The sequence below is a fragment of the Yersinia frederiksenii ATCC 33641 genome (genome assembly GCF_000754805.1).
In the GTDB taxonomy this organism is placed as follows: Bacteria; Pseudomonadota; Gammaproteobacteria; order Enterobacterales; family Enterobacteriaceae; genus Yersinia; species Yersinia frederiksenii.
The window spans coordinates 4,814,479-4,840,781 of record NZ_KN150731.1 but is presented as its reverse complement, the minus strand read 5'-3'; the positions used below and the strand labels follow the sequence as shown (position 1 = coordinate 4,840,781).

The following is a 26,303-nucleotide window of genomic DNA, read 5'->3' as shown; positions in this document are numbered from 1 at the left end:
TATGGGTAGCGATCTATGATTATAGACAGTGTCAATAAACGTAAAGAAAAGCAAAACGATAGTGATTATCATTCTGGCGAAAAGAAATTCAAGAGGCTGAATAAGAATATTGTTAAACAAACTGTGGCAAGTTGTTTCTGGTGAGTTAAATAATAAATAAATTCATTAGGATACGAATTAACGCTGCGATTTATTCCGAATAAGATTTCCTGCAAAAAAAGCTCCCTATATTGTAGGGAGCTTATATTCGCTAATGATTCGAGTGGTTGAACATCACCATATCTGCAACTGGCAAAATGACAGCGGCATTAGACAGTTTTAAATTCAGCTTCCGCTTGACGGAAACGTTCAGTCATCGCTTTGCTCGGCGCGCTACTCAGCAAACTCACCACCACAATAGCAATACTGGCGAACAAGAAACCTGGGATGATTTCATATAGACCCAACCAGGCATATTGCTTCCAGACAATCACGGTAATCGCACCAATCAGCATCCCCGCTAATGCACCATTGCGCGTCATTCTTGGCCACATCACTGAAATCAGGACCACTGGACCAAATGCCGCACCAAAACCGGCCCAGGCATAACTCACCAAACCCAGAACGCGGTTATCAGGATCCGCTGCCAAAGCAATAGCAATCAGAGCCACTAACAGCACCATGGCACGCCCCACCCACACCAACTCCTTCTGGCTGGCCTTTTTACGCAAAAATGCTTTGTACAGATCTTCCGTCAATGCACTGGAACACACCAGCAACTGGCAGCTTAATGTACTCATTACCGCCGCTAAAATAGCAGACAATAGAATGCCGGCAATCCACGGGTTGAACAGCAACTTGGCCAACTCGATAAATACCCGCTCGCCATTTTGGCTCACACTTCCCGCCTGTTCTGGATGGTTCTCAAAATAGGCGATCCCAAAGAAGCCTACCGCGATAGTTCCTGCCAGACACAAGACCATCCAAGTCATACTGATACGGCGAGCACTACGGATAGTACGATGAGAATCTGCCGCCATAAAACGCGCCAGAATATGTGGCTGACCAAAATAGCCCAAGCCCCAACCCAGTAAAGAGAGAATCGCGACCAGATTCAGCCCTTTAAACATATCGATATTCGCTGGGTTTTTCGCCGCAATAACCATCAATGAGGTATCAATCCCCCCAACCGCCAAAATAACGATAATCGGGGTTAGAATTAGAGCGAAAATCATCAGTGTTGCCTGAACGGTGTCGGTCCAACTGACGGCGAGGAAACCACCAATAAAGGTATAAGCGATGGTCGCCGCAGCACCGGCCCACAATGCGGTGCCATAGCTCAGGCCAAAGGTACTTTCAAACAGACGTGCCCCGGCAACAATCCCTGAAGCACAATAAATAGTGAAGAAAACCAAGATAACGATCGCCGATATCACCCGCAGCAGTTTACTGTTATCTTCAAAACGACTGGTGAAATAATCCGGCAATGTCAGCGCATTATTATTAGCTTCGGTATGAACGCGCAAACGACCGGCAACTAACTTCCAGTTAAGATAAGCACCAATGGTCAAACCAATCGCAATCCAGCTTTCAGAAATGCCTGAGAGAAAAATCGCCCCTGGTAACCCCATCAACAGCCAACCACTCATATCAGAAGCGCCAGCAGACAATGCGGTAACAACACTACCTAAACTTCGCCCCCCCAAAATATAGTCATCAAAGTTATTGGTCGCCCGGTAAGCCATAAGGCCAATAAGTATCATCCCAAAAATGTAAACTAAAAAAGTCACCAACATCGGTGTGTTCATGGTCATGCAACGTCTCCATAGTGCGTATTATCGTTTTAATATATCTCGCTATTTTTAGTTCTTTCCGCTTGATGCGGCATCGTGCTTTATACCCATAACTTGTAAAATGATGGCTATTACTCTGGCTGGCCGGAACGTGACACCAAGTTGCACCAGAGATGAGTACTTAACCGGAAATAAATGACTAGCACATCTATTCGCTAGCAAACTACTATCTCGCGGTTGCTATCCTAGTAGAGTCCTTTCTTCACCCACAAGAATTTAAACAAATTATTTACAAGAAATTTACTCTGCATCACATTAAGCAATGTCAACAGTTATACCCGACACCACAAAATGAGTGGCACCTTAGGTAAACCCGCCACAACCCCTGTCATTATTAGTATTAGTCATCCTTACACGTAATATTAAGTAATTATTGCCGCTTGATAATTGTTAAAAACAAGACGGAATTCACAGTTCAAATACGCCCTTCATTTAACAAGGTTGCACAAAGTTGCAACATGCTTGATATTGTCTGAAATAAAATCATAACTCCCCTTATTAACGGAGATAGACCGCATGGGTAGCACCACAATGGGCGTGAAGCTCGATGAAGCGACACGTGACCGTATTAAAGCCGCAGCACAGCGTATTGACCGCACGCCACACTGGCTTATCAAGCAGGCAATTTTCAACTATCTGGAAAGACTGGAAAATAACAGTGAATTACCGGAGCTTCCTACAGCAAATGCGACCGTCTCTCAGGAAGCGGACGACATTATGCCGCAAGTCACGGAAAGCGCCCACCAGCCATTCTTAGATTTTGCTGAGCAGGTGCTGCCACAATCGGTGACCCGTGCGGCGATCACTGCGGCCTACCGCCGCCCGGAAACAGAAGCCATCCCCATGTTATTGGAGCAGGCGCGTTTGCCCATCGAGCAGGCACAAGCAACCCATAAACTGGCTTATTCCATTGCCGAGAAACTGCGCAATCAAAAGAGTGCCAATGGTCGCGCCGGTATAGTGCAAGGCTTGCTGCAAGAGTTTTCCCTCTCGTCACAAGAAGGCGTGGCATTGATGTGCCTGGCTGAAGCCCTGCTGCGTATTCCGGATAAACCCACTCGTGATGCTCTGATTCGCGATAAAATCAGCAATGGCAACTGGCACTCCCATTTGGGCCGTAGCCCGTCAATGTTTGTCAATGCCGCTACTTGGGGTCTGTTATTTACCGGCCATCTGGTTTCTACCCACAACGAAGCTAAACTCTCCAGCTCCTTAAACCGAATTATTGGTAAAGGTGGCGAACCACTGATCCGCAAGGGTGTGGATATGGCCATGCGCCTGATGGGGGAGCAATTCGTCACCGGCGAAACCATTGCAGAAGCATTGGCTAATGCCCGCAAACTGGAAGATAAAGGGTTCCGTTACTCTTACGATATGTTAGGTGAGGCAGCGCTAACCGAGGCAGATGCGCAGGCTTATCTACTCTCTTACCAACAGGCGATTCATGCCATTGGTAAAGCGTCAAATGGCCGGGGTATTTATGAAGGGCCGGGGATTTCAATCAAACTTTCGGCGCTCCACCCTCGTTACAGTCGTGCTCAATATGAGCGTGTCATGGATGAGCTTTATCCGCGCTTGTTGTCACTTACTCTGCAAGCGCGCCAGTATGATATTGGGATTAATATTGACGCCGAAGAAGCCGATCGTCTGGAAATTTCACTCGATCTGCTGGAAAAACTCTGCTTTGAGCCAAAATTGGCGGGTTGGAATGGGATTGGCTTCGTTATTCAGGCCTATCAGAAACGCTGCCCATTCACCATTGATGCGGTGATAGATATGGCGCAGCGCAGCCGTCGCCGCCTGATGATCCGCCTAGTCAAAGGTGCCTATTGGGACAGCGAAATCAAACGCGCTCAAATGGATGGCTTAGAAGGTTACCCGGTTTATACCCGTAAAGTTTATACCGATGTTTCTTATCTGGCCTGCGCACGAAAATTACTGGCAGTACCTAACCTGATTTATCCGCAATTCGCCACTCACAACGCACACACGTTATCCGCGATTTACCATCTTGCGGGGCAGAACTACTACCCAGGACAATATGAATTCCAGTGTCTGCATGGCATGGGGGAGCCTCTGTATGAGCAAGTGGTTGGGAAAGTTGCCGATGGCAAGCTTAATCGACCATGTCGAATTTATGCCCCGGTAGGCACCCATGAAACATTGCTAGCCTATTTGGTGCGCCGCCTATTGGAAAACGGGGCCAATACTTCATTTGTCAACCGTATTGCAGATGCCACCCTGCCACTGGATGAGCTAGTCGCCGACCCGGTAAGTGCCGTGGAGGCTATTGCCGCCAGTGAGGGGCAACTCGGCTTGCCTCACCCACGGATTCCATTGCCTCGGGATTTGTATGGGAACGACCGGGCCAACTCCAGTGGGCTAGATTTAGCTAACGAACACCGTCTCGCCTCCCTCTCCAGCGCATTGCTCACCAGTGCCAGTCAAATGTGGCGGGCAGAACCTATTATTGATGCCGAGCTTGATAACGGTGTCGACCTACCCGTCATCAACCCCGCAGAACCGACTGATATCGTCGGTTATGTTCGAGAAGCCACTGAAGCTGAAGTGAGCCGAGCCCTAGATGCCGCAGCCACTGCCGGGGCAATTTGGTTTGCCACCCCACCGGCTGAGCGGGCGGCTATTTTAGTGCGTGCTGCTGAGTTGATGGAAAATCAGATGCAAACACTGATGAGTATACTGGTGCGTGAAGCGGGTAAAACCTTCAGTAATGCCATTGCAGAAGTACGCGAAGCCGTTGATTTTCTTCACTACTATGCCGGGATAGTACGCGATAACTTTTCCAATGACAGCCACCGCCCACTCGGCCCAGTGGTTTGCATTAGCCCATGGAACTTCCCGCTGGCCATATTTACCGGTCAGGTTGCCGCGGCTTTAGCCGCCGGTAATAGTGTACTGGCGAAACCGGCAGAACAGACACCACTGATTGCCGCTCAGGCAGTCCGAATTTTACTGGAAGCCGGTATCCCACAAGGTGTACTGCAACTGTTACCGGGCCAAGGTGACAGTGTGGGAGCCACACTCGTCAACGATGCACGAGTGCGCGGCGTGATGTTTACTGGCTCAACGGAAGTGGCGAGCATTCTACAGCGCAGTATTGCTGGCAGACTTGATCCACAGGGCCGCCCAACCCCATTGATTGCCGAGACCGGTGGCCTCAATGCCATGATAGTGGACTCATCGGCGCTAACCGAGCAGGTAGTCACTGATGTTGTCGCCTCGGCTTTCGACAGCGCAGGTCAGCGTTGTTCCGCTTTACGCATTCTCTGCATTCAGGATGATGTTGCTGAGCACACCCTGCAAATGCTACGTGGCGCGATGGCGGAATGCCGAATGGGCAACCCGGAGCGGCTGTCTACTGATATTGGGCCGGTGATTGATGCCGATGCCAAAGCCGGTATTGAACGCCACATCCAGGCCATGCGCACCAAAGGACGCAAAGTTTATCAAGCTGCCCGCAGTAATAGTCAGGATGAAAAAGAGTGGCAACACGGCACCTTTATCAAGCCAACTTTAATAGAGCTGGATAGTTTTGATGAACTGCAAAAAGAGATCTTCGGCCCGGTGCTGCACGTAGTGCGCTTCCAGCGCCAAAACCTGAATGCACTGGTCGATCAAATCAATGCTTCTGGTTATGGCCTAACGTTAGGTATTCATACTCGTATTGATGAAACCATTGCCCATATCACTGAAAAAGCCAAAGTTGGTAATCTCTATGTTAACCGCAATATGGTGGGTGCGGTGGTCGGCGTACAACCTTTTGGCGGTGAAGGCTTATCGGGCACCGGTCCTAAAGCCGGCGGCCCGCTGTATCTGTATCGCCTCCTGTGCAGCCGTCCGGAAGATGCGGTAGTCAATACACTGTCACATCCGCCTAGTGAAGAAGTGCAGAATGTCTCTGGCCGCACAAGGTTACAAGCAGCCCACCATGCCCTACTGACATGGGCTGGAGAACAGCAACATAGCGAGCTTGCGGAATTGGCACAGCGTTATGGTGAGTTGGCTCAAGGTGGAACAGTCCGGTTGTTACCGGGGCCAACCGGTGAGCGTAATACTTATGCCCTGCTACCTCGTGAACGAGTGCTATGTTTGGCAGATACCGGGGCCGATGCACTGACACAACTCGCCGCAGTTCTGGCAACCGGCAGCGAGGTGTTATGGCCGGAAAATACCCTACAAAGTGATTTATTCCGCAAATTACCGGCAGTTGTACAATCGCGTATTACGCTCACTAAAGATTGGCAAACGGCTAATGTCAGCTTCGATGCAGTTATCTACCACGGCGATGCCGACCAATTACGCACTTTGTGTGAGCAGATAGCGCAAATTGATGGGCCAATTGTTTCAGTACAAGGCTTTGCCCGTGGTGAAACCAATATCCTGCTAGAGCGCTTGCTTATTGAACACTCACTCAGTGTCAATACCGCGGCAGCTGGTGGCAATGCCAGCCTGATGACTATCGGCTAACTTACAGAATTGCCGATTCTTTCGTCAGCATAATAAGGCCCTTCGGGGCCTTATTATTTACTCGATAATAAGTATTTATTATTCGAGGTGTCCCGCACAGTAGCGGGTAAAACTGCAACAATCCTCTTTTTCTCTGGCAATATGCCGCATCCCTTACTTGGTGTTCTTGTCACCTTGCCGTACCTAACTCACTATTAATTCGAGCAAACTATTGAGCGATTTGTGTTCTAGCTTTCTTCTTAGTGAAGATATTGTATACAGCAACTTTCAGAGGTGATATTTATATTCATGGCTGATAAGAAAATTATTGATGAGACCCATCAAATTGCTAGCCGGCGTGGTAATGGTCAATTACGCCGCGAGATATGGGCTGACCAGTCAGGTGCCATTACCCGTTATAATTTAGCCTATATCAACCACTGTTTATCACGGGGTGATAATGGTCGGGTAATTGGTTATGACAATGCTCATGGGTTTCATCATCGCCATTACTTATGGCGCAATTGAAGCGGTTGATTTTGTCAGCTTTGAACAAATAGAGAGTTGCTTTCAAAAGGATTGGACTTCACTAAGGAGAAGTTAATGGACAAGCTAATCATCAAAACTGCAACGGAAGATGAATTTTTCAAGCGAGGCAAGCAGCTCGCCGCCCTGGCTGATGTGGGGCAAACATTACCTGAAGAGCACACCATTACTTTCGAAGATCCACTGGAAATGGTGCGAGTATTAAGTGCTGCACGCATCGTACTGCTGCGAGCCGTCAAAAAACATCCCGGCTCTATCACTTCCCTTTCAACTCTACTCAAAAGAGATCGCAGTGCCGTCACCCGCGATATCGCTATTTTACAAAAAGCTGGGTTGGTTAGCGTGGAACAGAAAGTATTACCCGGCCATGGTCGAATGAAAGAAGTTAAAACAACCGCCCATCGCCTTAAGCTCGAAGCCTTTCTATAGCAATGCCAAAAAAATCAGGGGCCATCACGGCCCCATAGCACAATGATCATTTTCATTAACACACTGATGACTCAGTGATTATTCAGGAATTTATCAAGGAACTGCCGAGTGCGTTCATGTTGCGGGTGGGCAAACAGCTCTTTCGCTGGCCCTTGCTCAACAATCCGGCCATGGTCCATAAAGATAGCTCTGTCCGCGACATCACGCGCAAAGCTCATTTCATGAGTGACGATGACCATCGTCCGCTTTTCTTCAGCCAGTGCGCGGATAGTATTTAATACTTCCCCCACCAGTTCAGGGTCCAATGCAGAAGTCGGTTCATCAAACAAAATAACCTGGGGTTGCATCGCCAATGCCCGAGCAATAGCCACACGTTGCTGCTGTCCGCCAGATAAACGGCGAGGATAAGCATCTTCCTTGCCACTTAGGCCAACTTTTGCCAACAACTCACGCGCCCGCTTTTCAGCTTCAGCTCGTTTCTCACCCTTAACAATCACCGGCCCCTCAATGATATTTTCCAGCACTGACCGGTGTGGAAATAGATTGAAGCTCTGGAACACAAATCCCACTTGCTGACGTAGCGCACGAACCTGACGTTGCTGCCTACTGATAGGAATGCTGCCATCAATCTCTATATCACCCACTCGGATCATCCCCGAATCAGGGATTTCCAACAGGTTAATACTGCGCAATAAAGTGGTTTTACCTGAGCCACTTGGCCCAATGATCGCCACCACTTCGCCACTGTTCACCTCAAGATCGATACCATGTAGTACCTGTTGACCTTTAAACTGTTTGGTCAGTTTTTTCACGTCGATGGCACTCATGAGTTACTCCTGATCCTGACGATTAACATGTGCTTCCAGGCGATTTTGTAAGGCTGACAATAGTGTTGCCATGATCCAGTAAATCAATGATGCCGCCAAATACATAGTGAAAACTTCCAGTGTCCGAGAAGTGACCAATTGCGCCTGTCTGAACAGCTCAGGAACCTGAATGGTGGCGGCCAGAGAAGTGTCTTTTACCAGGCCGATAAAGCTGTTACCCAAAGGGGGTAAAGCGGTACGCCCAGCTTGTGGCAATATCACCCGATAAAGTGTCTGCCAGCGTGTCATCCCGATACTGGCCGCCGCTTCCCACTGCCCTTTCTCAATTGATGAAATGGCAGCGCGCAGTGTCTCGGAGGTATAGGCCGCGGTATTCAGTGATAAGCCGATCAATGCCGCTGGCATAGGATCCAATTCAATACCAAACTGTGGCAAGCCATAATAAATCATGAACAGTTGAGCAATTAATGGCGTACCACGGAAAATGGAGACATAAAAACGTGAGAGAAGTGAGAATGGCAAGAAACGGGATAATCGCATCATTGCCAACATAAAACCTAATGCCAGACCAAAAAACATCCCCCCTAAACTAAGCTGGAGGGTAAACCAAGCACCTTTTAATAAAAATGGTGCTGAATCCAGCACCAATTGAATACTTTCTTGCATTATTTAGTTACATCCGCGCCAAAATATTTCTCAGAAATTTTGGCCAATGTGCCATCCTTTTGCATCTCAGCAATAGCCTGATTGATTGCTGCTAACAACTCAGGGTTATTCTTACGCAACGCCACACCTGATTCCTGACGAGCAAACGCCGGGCCAGCAACCGCCAAGGTATCATTGGTTTTCTTCACCAAATCTAACGCCGCTAAGCGATCAACTAAAATGGCATCTGTCCGACCAACACGAAGATCTTGATACTTGGTTGGGTCATCATCATAAGTGCGAATATCAACACCTTTCAGATTATCGCGCAACCACTGTTCATAGTTGCTGCCCAAACCCACGCCAACTTTCTTGCCTTCCAGATCTTCAGGCTTGTTGAATTTGCCTTCATTACCTTTTTTGGTCAAAACTTGAATGCCAGAAATAGTATAAGGGGTTGAGAAATCATACTTTTTCTTACGTTCTTCTGAAATGGTAACCTGGTTAATCGCTACATCAATACGTTTGGACTCCAGTGAGGCCAACATCCCATCCCATTTAGTCGGGGTGATTTTTGCCTTAACGCCCATGTGTTCAGCCAGTGCGTTGGCAAAATCCACTTCGAACCCAGTGAGTTTGCCATCTTCACCTTGGAAGCTAAACGGAGGGTAAGTCCCTTCCAGGCCAACAATTAAAGTTCCGCGTTCTTTGACCTGATCGAGCAAATCACCCGCAGCGTAAGACTTCACATTAAGGCCTGTTGCCAGTGCAACCGCCACCATACCCAGTACCACTTGACGACGTACCATTGAAAAGCCCATACATACCCCAACTGTCATGTTTGTTTTTGATATTCAGTACTTTATCAGTGCTGTTAATGGAATAAAGGAATATAAACTAATAACTATAGCCACAAATGGAATAAGCAATAACTAAAGATTACACCTGTGGATGATATGCAAATAATGCAGGAGCACCGCCAGTGTGGATAAACAGAATTGGGCCATCATCACGAAACTTTTTCTGCTCGAGGCCATCGAGTAAACCCGCCATCGCTTTGCCGGTATAAACAGGATCTAACAGCATCCCCTCCAGTCTTGCCAGCAGCCCAATCGCGGCCAATCCTTCTTCGTTTGGCTCACCATATCGCGGGGCGAAATAATCATCCCATAAGATAATTTCTGCCTGTGGCTCAGTAATTCCTAGGGATACTGCCAGTTGTTCCTGAATATCCACGACTTTAGGCCGCTGTTCATCCGCTTTACGCGATACCGTCACCCCAATTAATTCAACGTCAGGTAACAGTTGCTGTAGCCCCACGGCTAACCCGGCGTGAGTTCCCGCACTGCCCGAAGCTACAACCACCGAACTAAAAGCAACATTCCCTGCCGACTGGGCAGAAATTTCCAATGCACATTGCACATATCCCAATGCACCTAAGGCATTGGAACCGCCAACTGGGACCACATACGGGCGAAAACCTTGCGCCTCGATCCGGGTAGCCAGCTCAGCGAGTTGCTGATTTGGCTGGTGCAACCCATCACACATCACCACCTCGACATTAAACAAATCCAGCAGCAATCGATTGCCATTGGTCAGATAATTTTCCGCCGAAGTGCCGATAGGATTCTCTAGTAACGCGACACAATGTAACCCTAATTTCGCCGCAACTGCCGCCGTTTGGCGCACATGATTAGACTGAATCGCCCCGGCAGTCACCAGTGTATCAGCCCCTTGCCTCAAGGCATCTGCCGCTAAAAACTCAAGCTTGCGCAACTTGTTACCACCGAGTGCCAATGGGGTGACATCATCGCGTTTAATATAAATTTCACGTCCCAGGTAATCGGAGAGTCGAGAGAGTTTTTCTAATGGCGTCGTATGGCCGACCAAGTCCAGGCGCGGAAATTGCGCCAGTTTATGTTGAAACGTCACGGGTCCCCCGGGAAATTAATGAGTTACTGCATTTATATAGATTTATCAGATGTAACACGAATAATCACTGATTTTATTATAGATGTCAGTAAGCCAGAACGTCGGAGATTAATGCTATTTGCGGAATAGATGAAACGCCCAGCGAAGGAGAAACCTTGCCGGGCGCTGAATCACTGAAGAGTGTGATTGAATAGTTTTGCGTAATAGTAGAAATGCTTTCACTGAAAACACAGAGCTTTCTCAACTGATGGAATGCTCTCCATTAACCTCAATAATTTTTTTGCCAGGCTAAGTATTGATCATATTTACGCAAAGCAATGCGATAATTGTTATGTGCAGCATTGGGCAGTTCATCGATAATACGCTGATGCATGGTTTCACTGGCGAATTTTTCTGCTGGGTAATTAGTGGCCACCAGCATTTCATCTAACCGACGTAAGCGCACAACATATTCACGAACAGTGCTGTGGCTCATCTCAGTCTGTTCAAATAAATATTGTTTGAACGCCATAATATCAAAATAACCCGGTGCGCTATTGCAGTATATCTCACTGCAAAAACGGCATAATGCGGTTAATTCATGCTGAAGCTTTGACCAGACTTGATCATCAATAGGCTGGTCCATACCGGCAATGGCTTCTTTATTAATAATTTGTCCGCGAAAAACCAATGCCATGCGATCAAGTTCTTTATGGCAATGTGAGCAATGAGTTTGGCCGTGCTTATAATCTTTTAAATAACGGCTCAGCGGCCGCTTTTTTAACTGAAGTCCTGGCATGAGAAGACCTGTATTAATAAAGTTAAACACTGTGAAATCACTGAGCGAAAGTGAATTAAGAGTCGTTACTCAGGCGGGCGCGTAAACGTTTTATCGCCTGGCTATGAAGCTGACTGACGCGGGATTCCCCCACTTCAAGAACAGCGCCGATTTCTTTCAGGTTCAGCTCTTCCTGGTAATACAGCGTCAACACCATTTTTTCGCGTTCTGGTAATGCTTCGATCGCTTCAATGACGCGCTGGCGCAGATTTCCTTCCAACAAATGTTGCAACGGATTGGCATCTTCATGCCCTTCTAGCAGCGGCTCGACACTTTCACCATGTTCTTCTCGCCATTCATCATAGGAGAAAAGCTGGCTGTTATTGGTGTCTAACAAGATCTGGCGATACTCAGCCAGATCAATATCAAGAATTTGCGCCACTTCCTGCTCTGTCGCCGGTCGCCCAAGCCGCTGCTCGACCTTTTGCATGGCGCTGGCAACTTCGCGGGCATTACGCCGAACACTGCGCGGAGCCCAATCTCGGCTGCGCAGCTCATCCAACATGGCACCACGTATACGCTGTACCGCATAAGTGGTAAATGCGGTTCCTTGTAAAGCATCGTAACGCTCAACAGCATTCAGCAGACCAATCCCCCCAGCCTGCAACAAATCGTCCAATTCCACACTGGCCGGCAGGCGCACCTGCAAGCGTAATGCCTCATGGCGAACCAGAGGAACATAGCGTTGCCAGAGGGAATTCTTGTCCATCACGCCTTCGGCGGTATACAGATCGCTCACTAGACAGGCACCTAAGGGTAAGAGAGTCGTACCATTATCCTGTCAGGTCAGTCAGACAATCGTCGGAATAGGCCTATAAAAGGGCGGTTATTTGACTTATGCCCATGAGTTTTACTGTTAACCTACTTCTGAATGTGAAAAAACAGAGCGACAAACAGCACTAAAAACTGAGAAAAAAACAGCCATTAGCGCCTGGTTTGAACGGCCCCTTATCGAAATAGCTCTGTTGACGATTTCGATAAGGCAAGATAAAACCCCGCCGTAGCGGGGTTTGAAAACATATGGTGTATCTGTGAATTAACGCAGCAGAGACAGCACAGTTTGTGGAACCTGGTTTGCCTGGGCCAGTACAGAAGTACCTGCTTGTTGCAGAATCTGTGCACGGCTCATGTTAGACACTTCAGTAGAGTAATCAGCATCTTGGATGCGGCTACGTGCTGAAGTCAGGTTGTTAGTAGTGTTGTTCAGGTTAGTGATGGTAGATTCAAAACGGTTCTGAGAAGCACCCAGCACGCTGCGTTGAGTATCAACCGCTTTTAGTGCTTTATCGATATCAGCCAACGGAGTGGTGCCCGCGGCAGTACCATCAGCAGCAACTTGACCTTTCAGAACGTCAAAACCTTCGGCCTTCACAGTACGGGCATTGCCGTTCACTGCTTCACCAGCATCAGTAGAGGCTTTCAGTGCAGTAGTTTGAGCAGTAGTTTTTGCGGTCACATCAAGCTTAGCTGCATCCAATGTTGCTTTCAAAGCAACGTTCCCTGTTGATGTGGTGTCTGGGTCAACAGCCAATGCATCGTTATACGCTTTTTCTGCGGTGGCAGCTGCCGTCGTTGCTGTTTTAACAGCGTCTTGGGCAGTTTTCAAGCCAGGGGTAGTTGTAAATTTGTACTCATTGATACTGTCACTTGAAGTACCATCAGCATTCGCTGCAGCCAAGTTCCAACCTGAGCTGGCGCCGATTTTGATACCGATGGTTTGAGCATCTTGTGCGCCAACTTGGAAATCGTAAGTAGAGTCAGTTGCTGTACGGTTATCCAGAACTTTGATACCGTTGAAATCAGTTTGTTGGGTAACACGGTTGATTTCTTCCATACGCTGGTTAACTTCAGACTGGATGGAGTCGATATCTGATGCTGAGTTAGAGCTGTTTTGTGCCTGAACAGTCAGGTCACGTACACGCTGCAAGTTGTTGTTGATTTCGCCCAAAGCGCCTTCAGCGGTTTGTGACAAAGAGATACCGTCGTTGGCGTTACGTGCAGCAACAGTCAGGCCGTTGATGTTAGAAGTGAAACGGTTAGCAATGGCTTGACCAGCAGCATCGTCTTTCGCGCTGTTGATACGCAGACCAGAAGACAAACGCTCAATGGCGGTGCCTAAAGAAGACTGGGATTTGTTCAGGTTGTTCTGAGTCAGCAGAGACAAGCTGTTAGTGTTAATTACCGCCATAGTATTATTCCTTAAATGCTGTTGGGTTATGGTTTGGGCATACTGCCCACGGCTTCATCACCGTCCTAACTTGTATCGGCGCTCTTTAAGGAACCTTTAGTCATTCGACATAATAATTTTTAAATTTATATTATTATTCTGTTATCCCTCTTTATATTTAGTTACCTGTTCAATGGCAGAAATAGCGCCCTGTTATCCCCCGTTATTCTCGCCATCATAATTTATCTCTTATGTGTAAACTTTCTTTATCCCCTGCCGATAACCATTGCAACGACACTTGAATATTAAGGATTAGACATGGCAAGTATCAGTGCATTGGGCACCGGTTCTGGAATGGATTTAAGCACTCTATTGGATCAATTAAGTGCGGCAGAGCAAACGCGCCTGACGCCGCTGACCACGCAACAGACTAGCTATAAAGCTAAGCTCACCGCATTTAGCGTATTGCAGAGTGCCTTAGCGAAAGTTGAAACCGCCTCGGCGGCTTTAAAGAAAGCAGATAAATTGACCAGCACCGCAGTCAGTAGCACCAATACCGCATTCAGTGCGGTAACAGACAGTGAAGCAAGTGCCGGTAACTACAGCATTGAAGTGACGAATCTGGCGAAAGCGCAATCATTGCTATCGAAAGAAGTGGCGAACACCACTGATAAGTTAGGTAACGATAATGCCACTCGCACTATCACCATTACCCAACCAGGCAAAAAAACACCAACAGAAATTAGCCTGACCAGTGACCAAACCTCTTTAGCGGGCATCCGCGATGCTATTAATAAGCAGGAAACCGGGATTAGCGCCAGTATTATGAAAGCCGATGATAATACCTATTATCTGGCCTTGACGTCGAAAGATACCGGTACCCAATCAGAGATGACCGTCAGTGTTACCGGTGATGATACGCTGAACGACTTTCTGAATTACACGCCAAGCAGCACTGGCGGCAGTGGTGCCATGACACAAAAAGTGGCGGCTGAAGATGCAAAATTGACCGTAAATGGCGTGGCGATTGTCCGTCAGAGCAACACCATTACTGATGCCCCTCAGGGGGTGACATTGACCTTGAAAGCATTAACCAAAACGGATGCACCAGAACAGCTGAGTATCACTCGCGACTCAACATCGACCAAAGCGGCAATCCAAAGTTTTGTTGATGCCTATAATTCATTACAAACGACTTTTGCCTCTTTAACCAAATATACCTCGGTTGAGCAAGGTACAGATCAGTCAACCAGCAATGGTGCCCTAGTCGGTGACGGGACATTACGCAGTATCCAGACCCAGTTAAAAAGCCAGTTAGCGTCTGCACAATCAGGTGATGTTAAGACATTGGCTAGCATGGGAATTACCCAAGACCTCAATGGCAAATTGGTGATTGATTCAACCAAACTAGATGCAGCGCTGAAAGATAAACCAAACGGTGTGACCAGTTTCTTTGTCGGTGATGGTGAAACTACCGGTTTTGCTACCCAAATGGACAATTTACTGAATGCTGCGTTGGATACCAGCAAAGGCACACTGAAAAGCGCGACTGACGGTATTAATAAGTCATTAAAAAATCTGGATACACAGGTCACTGCGACCACAGCCAGTATTACCGCCACTATTGAGCGCTATAAAGCCCAATTTACCCAATTAGATAAATTGATGACGTCATTAAACAGCACTGCCAGCTTCTTAACTCAGCAATTTTCTTCATAAGGCATAGGACATGTACAATCGAGCAGGGGTTCAAGCTTACGCTCAGGTAGGAATGGAAAGTGGCGTAATGAGTGCTAGCCCTCATCAATTGATCGTGATGCTATTCGACGGGGCGCAGAGCGCCCTGGTTCGAGCGCGTATTTTGATGAGTCAGGGAGATATTCCAGCCAAAGGTGCGGCACTCTCTAAAGCCATTAATATTATTGATAATGGGCTGAGTGCTGGATTGGATATGGATAAAGGCGGTGAACTTGCACAGAATTTGTCGGCTTTATATGACTATATGTCACGACGCTTGTTGCATGCTAATTTGCATAATGACGAACAGGCCATTGATGAAGTCTTGGCTCTGCTCGAAAATATTGCAGATGCCTGGCGGCAGATCGGCCCCAATTATCAACCTGATTAGGACCCCATTTAATGGAACGTCACCAGCACCTTTTGTCCGAATATCAACAAATCCTAACCCTCAGCGAGCAAATGTTAATACTGGCTACTGAAGGGAAATGGGATGCCCTGGTTGATCTGGAAATGACTTACCTCAAAGCAGTTGAAAATACGGCTAACGTGACTATTTCCTCTTGCACCTCTTCGGTATTGCAAGAGCTATTACGGGAGAAGTTGAAAGCCATTCTGGATAATGAAATAGAGATTAAGCGTTTATTACAGCTGCGTCTTGATGCATTAAGTGAGTTGGTTGGACAATCAACTCGACAACAGGCGGTTAATAACACCTATGGCCAGTTTCCTGACCATGCATTGCTGTTAGGCGAAACACAATAATCGCCAAATTGTGTAGCTACAATATATCAACTTGTTGTGAAACAGAAGGTTGAAACTTAAACATTCATCATGACAATTAATTTTAATTGCCATTATTTTTAACATGGCATTATATTGGAAGTAACAATTACTCATGTCTAACTGACTATTACTCTCACATTGAAGACTTTTTGCTAAAATAGTCAGTTACTGTAAGTTTTCTATTAAAATGGGTTGCCAGTCTGCTATTCAAAGCGTAAAGATATTCTCAAGCCAAAATTGTGAAATGAATATCGATGGAACGTACAATTAATTTTTGCCCTGGTGTGGGTAGCTCGGCACATGTTATTCAACACACAGAGCTACTACTCTCTTCTGTCTATATTGAGCATCCATTGCTCATTATGGTTAACCGTGGACATAAGATTATTCGTTGGAATAATCAGGAGTGTATTGTTCAATCGGGTGAAATAGTGGCGGTGAGTAGCGGCCAAACCATTGATATAGTTAATGGTCTATCTGATGATGGGTTATTTTTCAGTCATCAACTTCGTTGTGATCCTCGTTTGATAGCAACATTTGCCAACCATCCAGCATCATCTGGTCTGCGAGCTATTCCAAAAGTTATGCCTGTACGTAATTTGGCCTCCGAATTTATTAACACCTTCGGAAATACTTTTAAAGCAATCTCAGATATTGGCGATATCCCCCCCACTATCGTCAGACATCGTATGTTTGAATTACTACTTTGGTTAGCTCAGCGGGGCGTTAAATTCACACACAATGACAGTCACTCATTAAGTGAACAAGTACGCCGTTGCCTGGCGATCGACCCACACAAAATATGGTCTGCATCTGAAGTGGCCGAGCATATGGCAATGAGCGAAGTGGTATTACGGCGAAAACTCGCAGCTGAAAATACATTATTACGAGATTTGATGATTGATGTCCGTATGACCAGTGCATTACGTTTGTTGCAAGGAACAGATTGGCCCATCTCATTAATTGCCAGTCAAGTTGGTTACGAGAGCGCATCACGTTTTGCTGAACGTTTTCGTAAACGTTTTGGCTTTGCCCCTACCGCCATACGTGGGCATCATCGCTTACAACCAGCGGATAACGAACCATCGTCCCTCAACTATCATAATTATTTAAATCTTCATACACCAGATTTAGACTCTATCTGAACCCACTGCGGTTTCAGATAATTTTCACTGTGATTTATTATTCTCCAGTCTATAAATGTATCCACCGTTCTTATTTAGGCTTTCTTTATCCGTTTTAGCGCAATTTATTGAGACGACTAAATACTGCTTTTAGATATTCTGCGCATTAAAACATTTTTTTTCGCACTGTGATTGGTTTTTTCATCCAACAAAGCTGACTTAATAACTAAAAAAACCATTACAATCATGTGATTAACCATAAGCCACTGAAAGAAAGAGGAATATGTTAGTTAGAACAGTACATCCTATGATTAAAATTGATTAAATACTAATCTCTCGGGATGGTTACGATGCTTAGCAATCTGTTCGGACTAAAAAGCCGCTATCCTCTACACATCCAGATTGCGGTTCTCTTTACTTTGCTGATTGTCTCAATCGGCACGGTGATTATTATTTTTGGTCATAGCCAACTAACTAAGCTGACTGAAATCAGCACCAATAGGCAGTATCAAAAAACTGGCCAGGCGATCGCCGCTGAATTAGACGCGGTGACTCGCCCTATGATGATGTCAGTTAATATTCTCGCCAGTATGCAGATTACCGAGTTATCGACTCTTGAACAAAGAATGAACTTTGTAGGTAAGTTTATTGAAATCCTCAAGCAAAATACCTACGCCAGTGCTGTCTATAGTGCTTACCCTAATGGGGATTTATTTATGCTTAGGCGTCTAACAGACGCTAATCGCCTATTATTTCATGCCCCTGAAGATGCTGAATGGATGATTCAAAGTAATCGTTTTCTCGATAGTTTGCCGGAAAAAAGCTTTATCTATCTGGATAAACAACAGCAAGTTATTGCGGTTATGCCTCGGGACAATGATAATTATGACCCTCGTCTGCGAGATTGGTTTATTCTCGCCTCAGCCAGTCCTACGTTAGTCACCTCCCCTATTTATATTTTCAAAGGTACAGGAGAGGCTGGTTTTACTTATAGCCGTCAGGCTGAGAATAAAAAGGCAATCATTGGACTAGATGTTTCATTAGCCTCTTTATCGCAGTTTCTCGTCAGACAAAATTTACCACTGGACAGTCAGGCCATCATTATTAATTCTCACGGTGAAGTTATCGCCAGTTTGCCAAAAATTAAAGGGGCAACCGCGATTGCGGCCACTACTGACAAACAAGTTCCTGTATTGCAATCATTACTGAATGCTCAACAAAGTCGCACCGCAGCCAACAACCCAAATGATAATAATGGTAACAGCATCATATTTGAAGCACAAAATCAGCAATGGTATGGTGCTGTGGTCGATATTAATAATAATGGTAATAAATATCAGTTAGTCATTGCTACTCCAGCCAGCTATTTGACTGCCGATGCTAACTCTATTCGTAATCATTCGACTTTTATTGCATTTATTCTTCTGATGCTCAGTTTGCCGATTGTCTGGTATTTCTCAAGAAAGATATCCAACCCCCTTATTCGTCTTCGTCAAGATGCTGACTCCATCAGCAACTTATATTTTGAAGATAATCAGGTAGAGCGCTCGGTGATTGAAGAAGTGGATGAACTGCACAAATCAATGTCAAAAATGAAGTCCACGCTAAAACAGTTTATTTCCATGGGTAATATGCTGACATCTGAAAGTAACTTTGTCCGCCAGATGCAGGGATTATTAAGTGAAACCACTGAGATTGCAGCAATGACTGGAGGGATGATATTTCTCGCGGATAAAGATGAAGGTATCTTTACACCAACGGCATTTCGCTGGAATGGTGAAAATATCCCCGTGGCGAAAATGTCTTCATTGCAGGTAATAGAAGATAATTTCACCACCTTCCAGCCAGTACTTGAAGGAAAAACCATCACTGGGACATTGAACAAAGAAAATATCCTCAGCCAACTGAATGACTTCCTCCAGCCTTATCTACCACTGCGGTTTATTGCTGTTCCGATGAAGACACATGACGAGCAATTACTGGGCTTCTTACTGTTATTTAACCCTTATGAATTAAATACTGAACGTGAACGTTCAAAAATTCAGTTAGTTAATGCTCTGGTTGGCAGTTTATCGGTGTCTGTAGAAACGCAGCGATTACTGCAAGAACAAAAAAATCTGCTCAATGCGTTTATTCAACTTATTGCCGGAGCAATAGATGCTAAGAGTGCCTATACCGGAGGGCACTGCCAGCGCGTCCCTGAAATAACAAAAATGCTCGCTAAAGCCGCGGTTAATGTTAAAGAGGGGCCCTTTGCCGACTTTACCTTATCAGATAATGAGTGGGAAGAACTGCATACAGCCTGCTGGTTACATGATTGCGGCAAGATAACGACCCCAGAATTTGTTGTCGATAAATCAACAAAATTAGAATTGATTTATGACCGTATTCACGAAGTAAGGATGCGGTTTGAAGTATTAAAACGCGAGAAAGAAATTATCTTCTTACACCGCCATGCCACCATCATGGCCAGTGAAGCTGACCAACAATTGCTGGCTGACGAATTGCGCCAGTTAGATGAAGATTTTTACTTTATCGCTAACTGTAATGTCGGCGGCGAATTTATGTCTGATGAAGCAATTGCGCGTATTCAGCAAATTGCCCGTTATCACTGGACACGTACATTAGATGATAACGCCGGTATAGCCAATGAGGAGCGAGTACGCAAATCCCGGCAACCAACCTCATCATTGCCAGTACAAGAGCCTATGCTGGCAGATAAAGAAGAACATATTATTTATCGTGAGAATAAAGACAGACGTCCAGAATACTATGATTTCAAAGTGCCAGAACCAACTTTACTTTACAACCGTGGGGAGATTTATAACCTCAGTATCCGCCGTGGGACACTGACAGAAGAAGACCGCTATAAAATAAATGAGCATATTATGCAGACTATTATAATGCTTAAAAAACTCCCTTTCCCACGCACCATGGCGAATGTACCCACCATTGCCGGTGGTCATCATGAAAGAATGGATGGTAAAGGATATCCTTATCAACTCAATTATACCCAAATGAGCATTCCGGTCCGCATGATGGCCATCGCTGATGTTTTTGAAGCACTGACTGCCGCCGATCGCCCTTATAAACCGGGGAAACTATTATCCGAGGCGCTGAACATCATGGTTAATATGGTGAACGAGAATCATTTGGATAAAGAAATATTTATTTTATTCCTGCAATCGGGTATTTGGCATGAATACGCAATCGCTCACTTGCAAGCCGATAAAGTGGATGTTATTGATGTATCGGTATTACTGCAAAGAATGGGTCATCAGAATATCACGTTGGCGGAAACGGCTTAAACATCACAAGCAAGAAACGGAGTGTGCGCCATACAGAATTGAGGCTACGCTTTTTAGCTTTTCGCATGCATCACAATGGAGTTTTAAGCATGTTTTATAGCTACGGTGAAACAGAAATTAATCATCTCAAGCGGCGGGATAAGAAAATGGCAGCGGCCATCGATCGATTGGGGATGATAGCCCGCCCATTATCACCGGATCTGTTTGCCGCATTAATCAGAAATATCGTTGACCAGCAAATCTCGGTTAAAGCGGCGCTCACTGTAAATGCGCGCCTGATGACTTTACTGGGTGCTGTTACGCCAATGGCGATAGCCGCAGCCTCTATCGAAGCTATTCAAGGCTGCGGTATGACCATGAGAAAAGCCGGATACATTAAAGGAACCGCTGATGCTGTACTCAATGGTTCACTGGATTTATCAGCTATATCTCAATTACCCGATAATGAAGTGATAACTCAGCTATCAAACCTTAATGGCGTGGGGATATGGACGGCAGAAATGCTGCTTATCTCCTCACTTTCTCGTCCAGATGTCGTCAGTTGGGGTGACCTGGCAATACGCCGTGGCATGATGAATTTATATCGTCATAAAACACTGCCGCGTGAGCGTTTTGAGCGATATCGCCGCCGCTACACGCCCTATGGCACGACGGCATCACTTTATCTATGGGCACTGTCACACGAAGAAATTGAATAACATCGATGCGGCAACTACTACTCTATATTATTCCTCAAGATACTGCCCACCCATTCTATCTAATGCCTTTACCAACCTTTTAATATTACCGCACCCCGGCTTTGAGGCATCAAACCTCGAGTTGCAGGTATTTTTCATTTGCCCAACCCAATAAGCTTTAACAATGGATAAATCCACTAACTTCATACAAGCAATTCGTTCTTTTTTCACATAGCGATTACTACAAACAGCTTCTGAAACTTTCATTATTGCTGGTTCTGCCAAAAGTGATTTTGGTTCACTAGAGAATGAAACAATAGGAAAAAAGATAAGGGATATCATTAAGTAAATTCTCATTACAGCCACCTATATCAATTGAGTTGAATAATAAATATCACATCAAATTGTCACATAAATGTTGAATGAGATTTTGCTCACAGGTGCGAAATTAATTATCGCCATGAGAATGGCACTCTTAATGCTGGCATTTTACTGCACAAAAAACCACGTTATCTTAAGTCAAGTGAACTTCGCGTTAGGTCGTAACTTGCCGCATTTTTGCCCCGTTCATATTTGCCTCGCCTCAATAGATATCCATATCATTATTCTTTACTTGGTCTCCCTTTGATAAGCTAAATCGCTTATCACTTAAATTATCATCATGAAGGTCATGTCTATTGTTAAGGAATGCTGCAATAGTAACTCTGATAGAGATAACCAAGAGAGTACATTATACAAGATTAAAATTTTGGCATTTACTCCAGTATTTAAAATAAATTATCTGTACAAAATATCTTAGCTAACCCATAGCCTCATATTCAGAGTAATTTCATCATTATTATATATTTATTTTCCTATCAATATAATTTTGAGTTTAGATCACCCCCCCTCATCGTAGGCTCGTTAAGAAAACGAGTGTTTTAGATGTAAAAATTGGGATGCTTAAACAAAAAATAGGAAAATTCCCACAAAAACAATCCGAGTATCTGATTATTTTTTGATCTGGATCACGTTATTATTGATTCATGAATAATCGTTGTAAGTAATAAGTTCCCTTTCATATGTATTTTAAAAAGTAAACGAAAATTCATATTAATAAATTCACTCTTTTTATCATTTTTATATCAGGGTTATTACTCAACATGAAAACGTTTAACTGCAAATTATCTTGTATTGCCTTAACTATTATATCTGCGATGAGTACCACAACTTCTTATGCTGACATCAGTTTTTCAGGTGATGTAATACCTGACAACCCTGATTGGGATATTCCAGGGGTAATAATTGTTGGTAATACGTCATCCGGTACTATGGATATTTTCGATGGCGGAACGTTGACCAGCGGAAATGTAGCCGCTGGGTTATGGAGCTATATTGGCTATAGTTCTACCGCTACCGGTGAGGTGGCTATTACTGGCCCTGACTCTAAGTGGATAAACAACGGTGTACTGTTTGTGGGCTATAACGGTAACGGCACATTACAAATATTAGATGGTGGCGTTGTACACAATCCAGTTAACGCGACGCATGTTGGTTTTGGTGTTGGGGCTACTGGTTACCTTGAAGTCAGTGGGGCTGGTTCGCAATTGATCAACGGTGGCGGATTACGCATTGGCGGTGAAGATAATAGCAATGGCACGATGCGAATCGCCGATGGTGCTGTAGTCACTAACCAAAATGATGCTGATATTGCCTACCATCCAGGTTCTACCGGCAGCGTTGAAGTTACAGGCCCAGGATCCATCTGGAATGCCGGTAACCGGATGTTCATCGGACATGAGGGCGATGGTAGCCTTAAAATCACCGACGGCGGAGTTGTTACTACTGCAACTATGGCTAGAGTCGGTGCGGGTACCACTTCTACAGGCTACGTTGAGGTAAGTGGCGCTGGCTCTCGTTGGGAGTTAGGTGATTTACTGGACATTGCTACCAACGGCCCAGGAACTATGATTATTTCCGATGGGGGTGTGGTCACCAGTCGTTACGGTCAACTCAATGGCTCTGTAGGATTGGTCGAAGTCACCGGTACAGGCTCTCGTTGGGACAACATCGATTCTCTTGACGTTGGACGGTACACTGGTAGTAATGGCACACTCAATATTTCCAATGGAGGTGCTGTAACAAACTCTGACGGCTATGTAGGTGATATGGCTGGGGCCACAGGCCGAGTCAATATTTCAGGAGCAGGCTCTTCTTGGCAAAACTCTAGTGTATTGATAGTAGGTTGGGATGGAAATGGTTCAATAGTCGTCTCTGATGGTGGGAGTTTAAGTAGTGCTGACAGCTATGTGGGTATTGCTTCGGGTTCAAGAGGTGACATTTTAGTCACAGGTGCCAATTCCACATGGATTAACAACGGTGATATGCGTTTTGGTGAGAATGGTGGTAACACCTCACTTACCATCAATAACAATGGTCTCGTTAAAACAAATAGTATAATAATTGCTAACGATGCGACTTCGACCGGTGTGCTGAATATTGGGAGTGCCGCCGGTTATGCTGCAACCGCCGCCGGAGACATTGATACCCCCATTATTACCTTGGGTGATGGCGATAGTTCAATTGTTTTTAACCATACTGACACCAATTATCAATTTAATTCTGCCATTGATGGTAGTGGTAAAGTTGCCGTTTACAGTGGTACGACGGTACTCACCGGTGTAAATAGCTATAGCGGTACCACAACTGTTAATGCGGGTACCTTAAAGGCAGGAGCGGTAAGCAGCTTCAGTGCGGCTTCTGATTATATTGTCGATAGTGCGGGACAACTGGATTTAGCTGGTTTTAGCCAGACACTCAACAGTCTGGATAATAGTGGAACAGTAAGTTTTAACGGCGCGCCAGGGACCGTGTTGACGGTATCCGGTGATTACATCGGCAACGGTGGTTTGCTGAATTTTAACTCAGTATTAAATAATGATACTTCTGTTACTGACAAGTTAGTCGTTAATGGCAATACTTCGGGCACAACTCGAGTGGGTGTCACTAACCTGGGTGGCCGCGGTGCGGCGACATTGAACGGCATAGAGTTGATTCAAGTGAATGGCCTGTCCGATGGTGAGTTTGTTAAAAATGGCCGTATTGTGGCCGGCGCTTATGACTACTCTCTGGCACGTGGCGTAGGTACAAATACCAGTAACTGGTATCTGACCAGTGCAGTAATACCTGTTGACCCTGTTGACCCTGTTGACCCTGTTGACCCTGTTGACCCTGTTGACCCATTACCGATGGTTGAGCGCCCAGAAGCTAGCAGTTACGCAGCTAACCTGGCTGCTGCTAATAATATGTTCGTGACGAGCCTCAATGACCGTTTGGGTGAAACCCAGTATACAGATGCATTGACCGGCGAACGTAAAATGACCAGTCTGTGGTTGCGTAATTCAGGTGGCCATAACCGCTCACGTGATACTCATGGGCAATTAAACACCCAGGCAAACCGCTATGTGCTGCAGTTAGGTGGGGATGTTGCTCAATGGAGCAGCAATACCACTGACCGTTTTCATCTGGGTGTAATGGCGGGTTACGGTAACAGTAAGAGCACCTCTGTTTCGCAGGTGACTGGTTATAACGCGAAAGGATCTACTGATGGCTACAGCACCGGTGTCTACGGTACCTGGTATGCTAACGAAGCCGATAAATCTGGCCTGTATGTGGATGGCTGGGCACAATACAGCTGGTTCAACAACACCGTTGATGGCCAGGATTTGGCGAGTGAAGAGTACAAATCCAAAGGTGTGACGGCGTCTGTTGAGAGTGGCTATACCTTTAAAGTGGGTGAGAATACCGCTAAAAATGCCACTTACTTTATCCAGCCTAAAGCACAGGTGACCTGGATGGGCGTGAAAGCAGATGACCATAAAGAAGCCAACGGCACGAATGTGTCGGGTGAAGGTGATGGCAATATCCAGACTCGTCTGGGCGTGAAAGCCTTTATGAAAGGCTACGCGGATCAAGATAAAACCAAAGACCGTGTATTCCAACCGTTTATTGAAGCAAATTGGATCCATAATACTAAAGACTTTGGCACGACAATGGATAATGTGACCGTGAAGCAAGATGGTGCTGCAAATATTGCGGAAGTGAAAGTGGGTGTTGAAGGCCAAATTAATAAAAACGTCAACGTCTGGGGTAATGTTGGGCAGCAGGTCGGCAACAAAGGTTATAGCGATACTGCAGTAATGTTAGGGGTTAAATATAACTTCTAATACAGATTAGAGAATTGAGAATAAGCAGACCGGGCCATTAAGCCCGGTTTTGTGTTTTAGGCCTCAGCCAAATCCCACCGACCGAGAAAGATTGCCCTCTTTACCGTTTAATATGGTTTCCCGAGCATTAACCCAGATACTGGATATCTCGGAGGGGGTTCATAGCACGATGAGGAGGTCAGGAGCGAGCAGTAGAAAGCCTATCAATCTAGGTATACATTTGCCGGTTAGTGGCTTTCTGCCGGAGCTAAACCCATCATTTATTGCCTCTCAGATGGGTCATACATCAGCGCAAATATTTTTTCGGGATATGGCGAATGGATGCCAGGTAGTCATGATGAGCACATGAAATTAATAAGTGCAAAGTTTGCTCAAAATGCCCTGCTCATGCTCGACAAAAAGTAGGATGATAATATTTTATCTATAAATCAATAATATTACCCACTCACACGCCCATATTCATCACGTCTTGATAGGCCGCAACCAGCTTATTACGCACCTGAATACCGAGCTGTAAAGAAACAGATGACTTCTGCATGTCCACCATCACATCATTCAGGCCAACACCGGGGACACCTAACTCAAAATTTTGCGCCTGGGTGCGGGCATGCTGCTGATTTTCACTAATTTTGCCAATTGCCGCTTTTAATTCACTGGCAAAACCGGCTTCTGCGGGCATTGTTTTCGCAGAGTTAGATGCTTGCAATGCCGTAACCTGCAACTGCTGTAGAACCCCTTCGATACCTTGAACAGACATACTCACCCCAGAACATTTAGTTATTCGAATAACATCATGACAAATGA

At 45.6% G+C, this 26,303-nt stretch carries 19 protein-coding genes and 1 pseudogene; 10 read left to right on the top strand and 10 right to left on the bottom strand.

Annotated elements, in window-relative coordinates:
• Positions 1–308: 308 nt before the first annotated feature.
• Entirely contained in the window at positions 309–1,793 is a 1,485-nt protein-coding gene (putP, locus tag DJ58_RS00590; protein WP_004708235.1) for a sodium/proline symporter PutP, read from the bottom strand.
• Positions 1,794–2,348: 555 nt separating this feature from the next.
• On the opposite strand from putP, the gene putA reads away from it, so the two are divergent.
• The 3 genes and pseudogenes from putA to DJ58_RS00600 all read left to right on the top strand — a co-directional run bounded on the left by putA (position 2,349) and on the right by DJ58_RS00600 (position 7,274).
• On the top strand, positions 2,349–6,320 hold the full coding sequence (putA, locus tag DJ58_RS00595; protein ID WP_004708234.1) for a trifunctional transcriptional regulator/proline dehydrogenase/L-glutamate gamma-semialdehyde dehydrogenase: 3,972 nt from the start codon (positions 2,349–2,351) through the stop codon (positions 6,318–6,320).
• Positions 6,321–6,608: 288 nt separating this feature from the next.
• A pseudogene (locus tag DJ58_RS0122065) lies at positions 6,609–6,903 on the top strand (toxin-antitoxin system TumE family protein).
• On the top strand, positions 6,903–7,274 hold the full coding sequence (locus tag DJ58_RS00600) for an HVO_A0114 family putative DNA-binding protein (RefSeq protein WP_004708230.1): 372 nt from the start codon (positions 6,903–6,905) through the stop codon (positions 7,272–7,274). The pseudogene DJ58_RS0122065 and the gene DJ58_RS00600 overlap by 1 nt, the downstream one beginning before the upstream one ends.
• Before the next feature lie 71 nt (positions 7,275–7,345).
• Here the strand turns inward: DJ58_RS00600 and tcyN are convergent, their stop codons facing one another.
• From tcyN to DJ58_RS00635, 7 genes are all read right to left on the bottom strand, one after another.
• Entirely contained in the window at positions 7,346–8,101 is a 756-nt protein-coding gene (gene tcyN, locus DJ58_RS00605; protein WP_004708228.1) for an L-cystine ABC transporter ATP-binding protein TcyN, read from the bottom strand.
• Positions 8,102–8,104: 3 nt separating this feature from the next.
• Positions 8,105–8,767 (bottom strand): cystine ABC transporter permease, encoded by a 663-nt coding sequence (gene tcyL / locus DJ58_RS00610; protein ID WP_032910792.1) that lies wholly within the window; start codon positions 8,765–8,767, stop codon positions 8,105–8,107.
• A complete protein-coding gene (gene tcyJ, locus DJ58_RS00615) occupies positions 8,767–9,567 on the bottom strand; it encodes a cystine ABC transporter substrate-binding protein (protein WP_032910791.1) in 801 nt (266 codons plus the stop codon). The genes tcyL and tcyJ overlap by 1 nt, the downstream gene beginning before the upstream one ends.
• A gap of 118 nt (positions 9,568–9,685) precedes the next feature.
• A complete protein-coding gene (locus DJ58_RS00620; protein ID WP_004708225.1) occupies positions 9,686–10,678 on the bottom strand; it encodes a D-cysteine desulfhydrase in 993 nt (330 codons plus the stop codon).
• Between the two features lie 268 nt (positions 10,679–10,946).
• Positions 10,947–11,456, bottom strand: a complete 510-nt coding sequence (fliZ, locus tag DJ58_RS00625) for a flagella biosynthesis regulatory protein FliZ (protein WP_004708222.1) — start codon at positions 11,454–11,456, stop codon at positions 10,947–10,949.
• A gap of 55 nt (positions 11,457–11,511) precedes the next feature.
• Complete coding sequence (locus DJ58_RS00630) at positions 11,512–12,234, bottom strand: RNA polymerase sigma factor FliA (protein WP_004708220.1); 723 nt, start codon at positions 12,232–12,234, stop codon at positions 11,512–11,514.
• A gap of 297 nt (positions 12,235–12,531) precedes the next feature.
• Positions 12,532–13,683 (bottom strand): flagellin FliC, encoded by a 1,152-nt coding sequence (locus tag DJ58_RS00635; RefSeq protein ID WP_004708219.1) that lies wholly within the window; start codon positions 13,681–13,683, stop codon positions 12,532–12,534.
• Positions 13,684–13,980: 297 nt separating this feature from the next.
• On the opposite strand from DJ58_RS00635, the gene fliD reads away from it, so the two are divergent.
• From fliD to DJ58_RS00665, 6 genes are all read left to right on the top strand, one after another.
• The gene (gene fliD / locus DJ58_RS00640) at positions 13,981–15,381 is read left to right on the top strand and encodes a flagellar filament capping protein FliD (RefSeq protein ID WP_004708216.1); all 1,401 of its coding nucleotides are present in this window, start codon (positions 13,981–13,983) and stop codon (positions 15,379–15,381) included.
• A 10-nt stretch (positions 15,382–15,391) separates the two neighbouring features.
• Positions 15,392–15,790, top strand: a complete 399-nt coding sequence (fliS, locus tag DJ58_RS00645; RefSeq protein WP_032910790.1) for a flagellar export chaperone FliS — start codon at positions 15,392–15,394, stop codon at positions 15,788–15,790.
• Positions 15,791–15,801: 11 nt separating this feature from the next.
• Positions 15,802–16,164 (top strand): flagella biosynthesis regulatory protein FliT, encoded by a 363-nt coding sequence (gene fliT / locus DJ58_RS00650; protein ID WP_004708213.1) that lies wholly within the window; start codon positions 15,802–15,804, stop codon positions 16,162–16,164.
• Between the two features lie 275 nt (positions 16,165–16,439).
• The gene (locus tag DJ58_RS00655; protein ID WP_004708212.1) at positions 16,440–17,330 is read left to right on the top strand and encodes a helix-turn-helix transcriptional regulator; all 891 of its coding nucleotides are present in this window, start codon (positions 16,440–16,442) and stop codon (positions 17,328–17,330) included.
• 329 nt (positions 17,331–17,659) lie between these two features.
• On the top strand, positions 17,660–20,617 hold the full coding sequence (locus DJ58_RS00660; protein WP_004708207.1) for an HD domain-containing phosphohydrolase: 2,958 nt from the start codon (positions 17,660–17,662) through the stop codon (positions 20,615–20,617).
• 89 nt (positions 20,618–20,706) lie between these two features.
• On the top strand, positions 20,707–21,315 hold the full coding sequence (locus DJ58_RS00665; protein ID WP_004708204.1) for a DNA-3-methyladenine glycosylase family protein: 609 nt from the start codon (positions 20,707–20,709) through the stop codon (positions 21,313–21,315).
• A 27-nt stretch (positions 21,316–21,342) separates the two neighbouring features.
• On the opposite strand, the gene DJ58_RS00670 is transcribed toward DJ58_RS00665, so the two are convergent.
• Complete coding sequence (locus tag DJ58_RS00670; RefSeq protein WP_032910789.1) at positions 21,343–21,651, bottom strand: hypothetical protein; 309 nt, start codon at positions 21,649–21,651, stop codon at positions 21,343–21,345.
• Between the two features lie 785 nt (positions 21,652–22,436).
• On the opposite strand from DJ58_RS00670, the gene DJ58_RS00675 reads away from it, so the two are divergent.
• Positions 22,437–25,499: an autotransporter outer membrane beta-barrel domain-containing protein gene (locus DJ58_RS00675; RefSeq protein WP_032910788.1), complete on the top strand. Its 3,063-nt coding sequence runs from the start codon at positions 22,437–22,439 to the stop codon at positions 25,497–25,499.
• Between the two features lie 445 nt (positions 25,500–25,944).
• Here the strand turns inward: DJ58_RS00675 and fliE are convergent, their stop codons facing one another.
• Entirely contained in the window at positions 25,945–26,256 is a 312-nt protein-coding gene (gene fliE, locus DJ58_RS00680; RefSeq protein ID WP_032910787.1) for a flagellar hook-basal body complex protein FliE, read from the bottom strand.
• Between the last annotated feature and the right edge of the window lie 47 nt (positions 26,257–26,303).

Coding starts and splice junctions, on each gene's coding strand:
- putA (WP_004708234.1), top strand. CDS start 2,349: ATGGGTAGCACCACAATGGGCGTGAAGCTCGATGAAGCGACACGTGAC.
- DJ58_RS00675 (WP_032910788.1), top strand. CDS start 22,437: ATGAAAACGTTTAACTGCAAATTATCTTGTATTGCCTTAACTATTATA.
- fliS (WP_032910790.1), top strand. CDS start 15,392: ATGTACAATCGAGCAGGGGTTCAAGCTTACGCTCAGGTAGGAATGGAA.
- tcyN (WP_004708228.1), bottom strand. CDS start 8,101: ATGAGTGCCATCGACGTGAAAAAACTGACCAAACAGTTTAAAGGTCAA.
- DJ58_RS00655 (WP_004708212.1), top strand. CDS start 16,440: ATGGAACGTACAATTAATTTTTGCCCTGGTGTGGGTAGCTCGGCACAT.
- fliE (WP_032910787.1), bottom strand. CDS start 26,256: ATGTCTGTTCAAGGTATCGAAGGGGTTCTACAGCAGTTGCAGGTTACG.
- fliZ (WP_004708222.1), bottom strand. CDS start 11,456: ATGCCAGGACTTCAGTTAAAAAAGCGGCCGCTGAGCCGTTATTTAAAA.
- fliD (WP_004708216.1), top strand. CDS start 13,981: ATGGCAAGTATCAGTGCATTGGGCACCGGTTCTGGAATGGATTTAAGC.
- tcyL (WP_032910792.1), bottom strand. CDS start 8,767: ATGCAAGAAAGTATTCAATTGGTGCTGGATTCAGCACCATTTTTATTA.
- tcyJ (WP_032910791.1), bottom strand. CDS start 9,567: ATGGGCTTTTCAATGGTACGTCGTCAAGTGGTACTGGGTATGGTGGCG.
- fliT (WP_004708213.1), top strand. CDS start 15,802: ATGGAACGTCACCAGCACCTTTTGTCCGAATATCAACAAATCCTAACC.
- DJ58_RS00635 (WP_004708219.1), bottom strand. CDS start 13,683: ATGGCGGTAATTAACACTAACAGCTTGTCTCTGCTGACTCAGAACAAC.
- putP (WP_004708235.1), bottom strand. CDS start 1,793: ATGACCATGAACACACCGATGTTGGTGACTTTTTTAGTTTACATTTTT.
- DJ58_RS00600 (WP_004708230.1), top strand. CDS start 6,903: ATGGACAAGCTAATCATCAAAACTGCAACGGAAGATGAATTTTTCAAG.
- DJ58_RS00660 (WP_004708207.1), top strand. CDS start 17,660: ATGCTTAGCAATCTGTTCGGACTAAAAAGCCGCTATCCTCTACACATC.
- DJ58_RS00670 (WP_032910789.1), bottom strand. CDS start 21,651: ATGAGAATTTACTTAATGATATCCCTTATCTTTTTTCCTATTGTTTCA.
- DJ58_RS00665 (WP_004708204.1), top strand. CDS start 20,707: ATGTTTTATAGCTACGGTGAAACAGAAATTAATCATCTCAAGCGGCGG.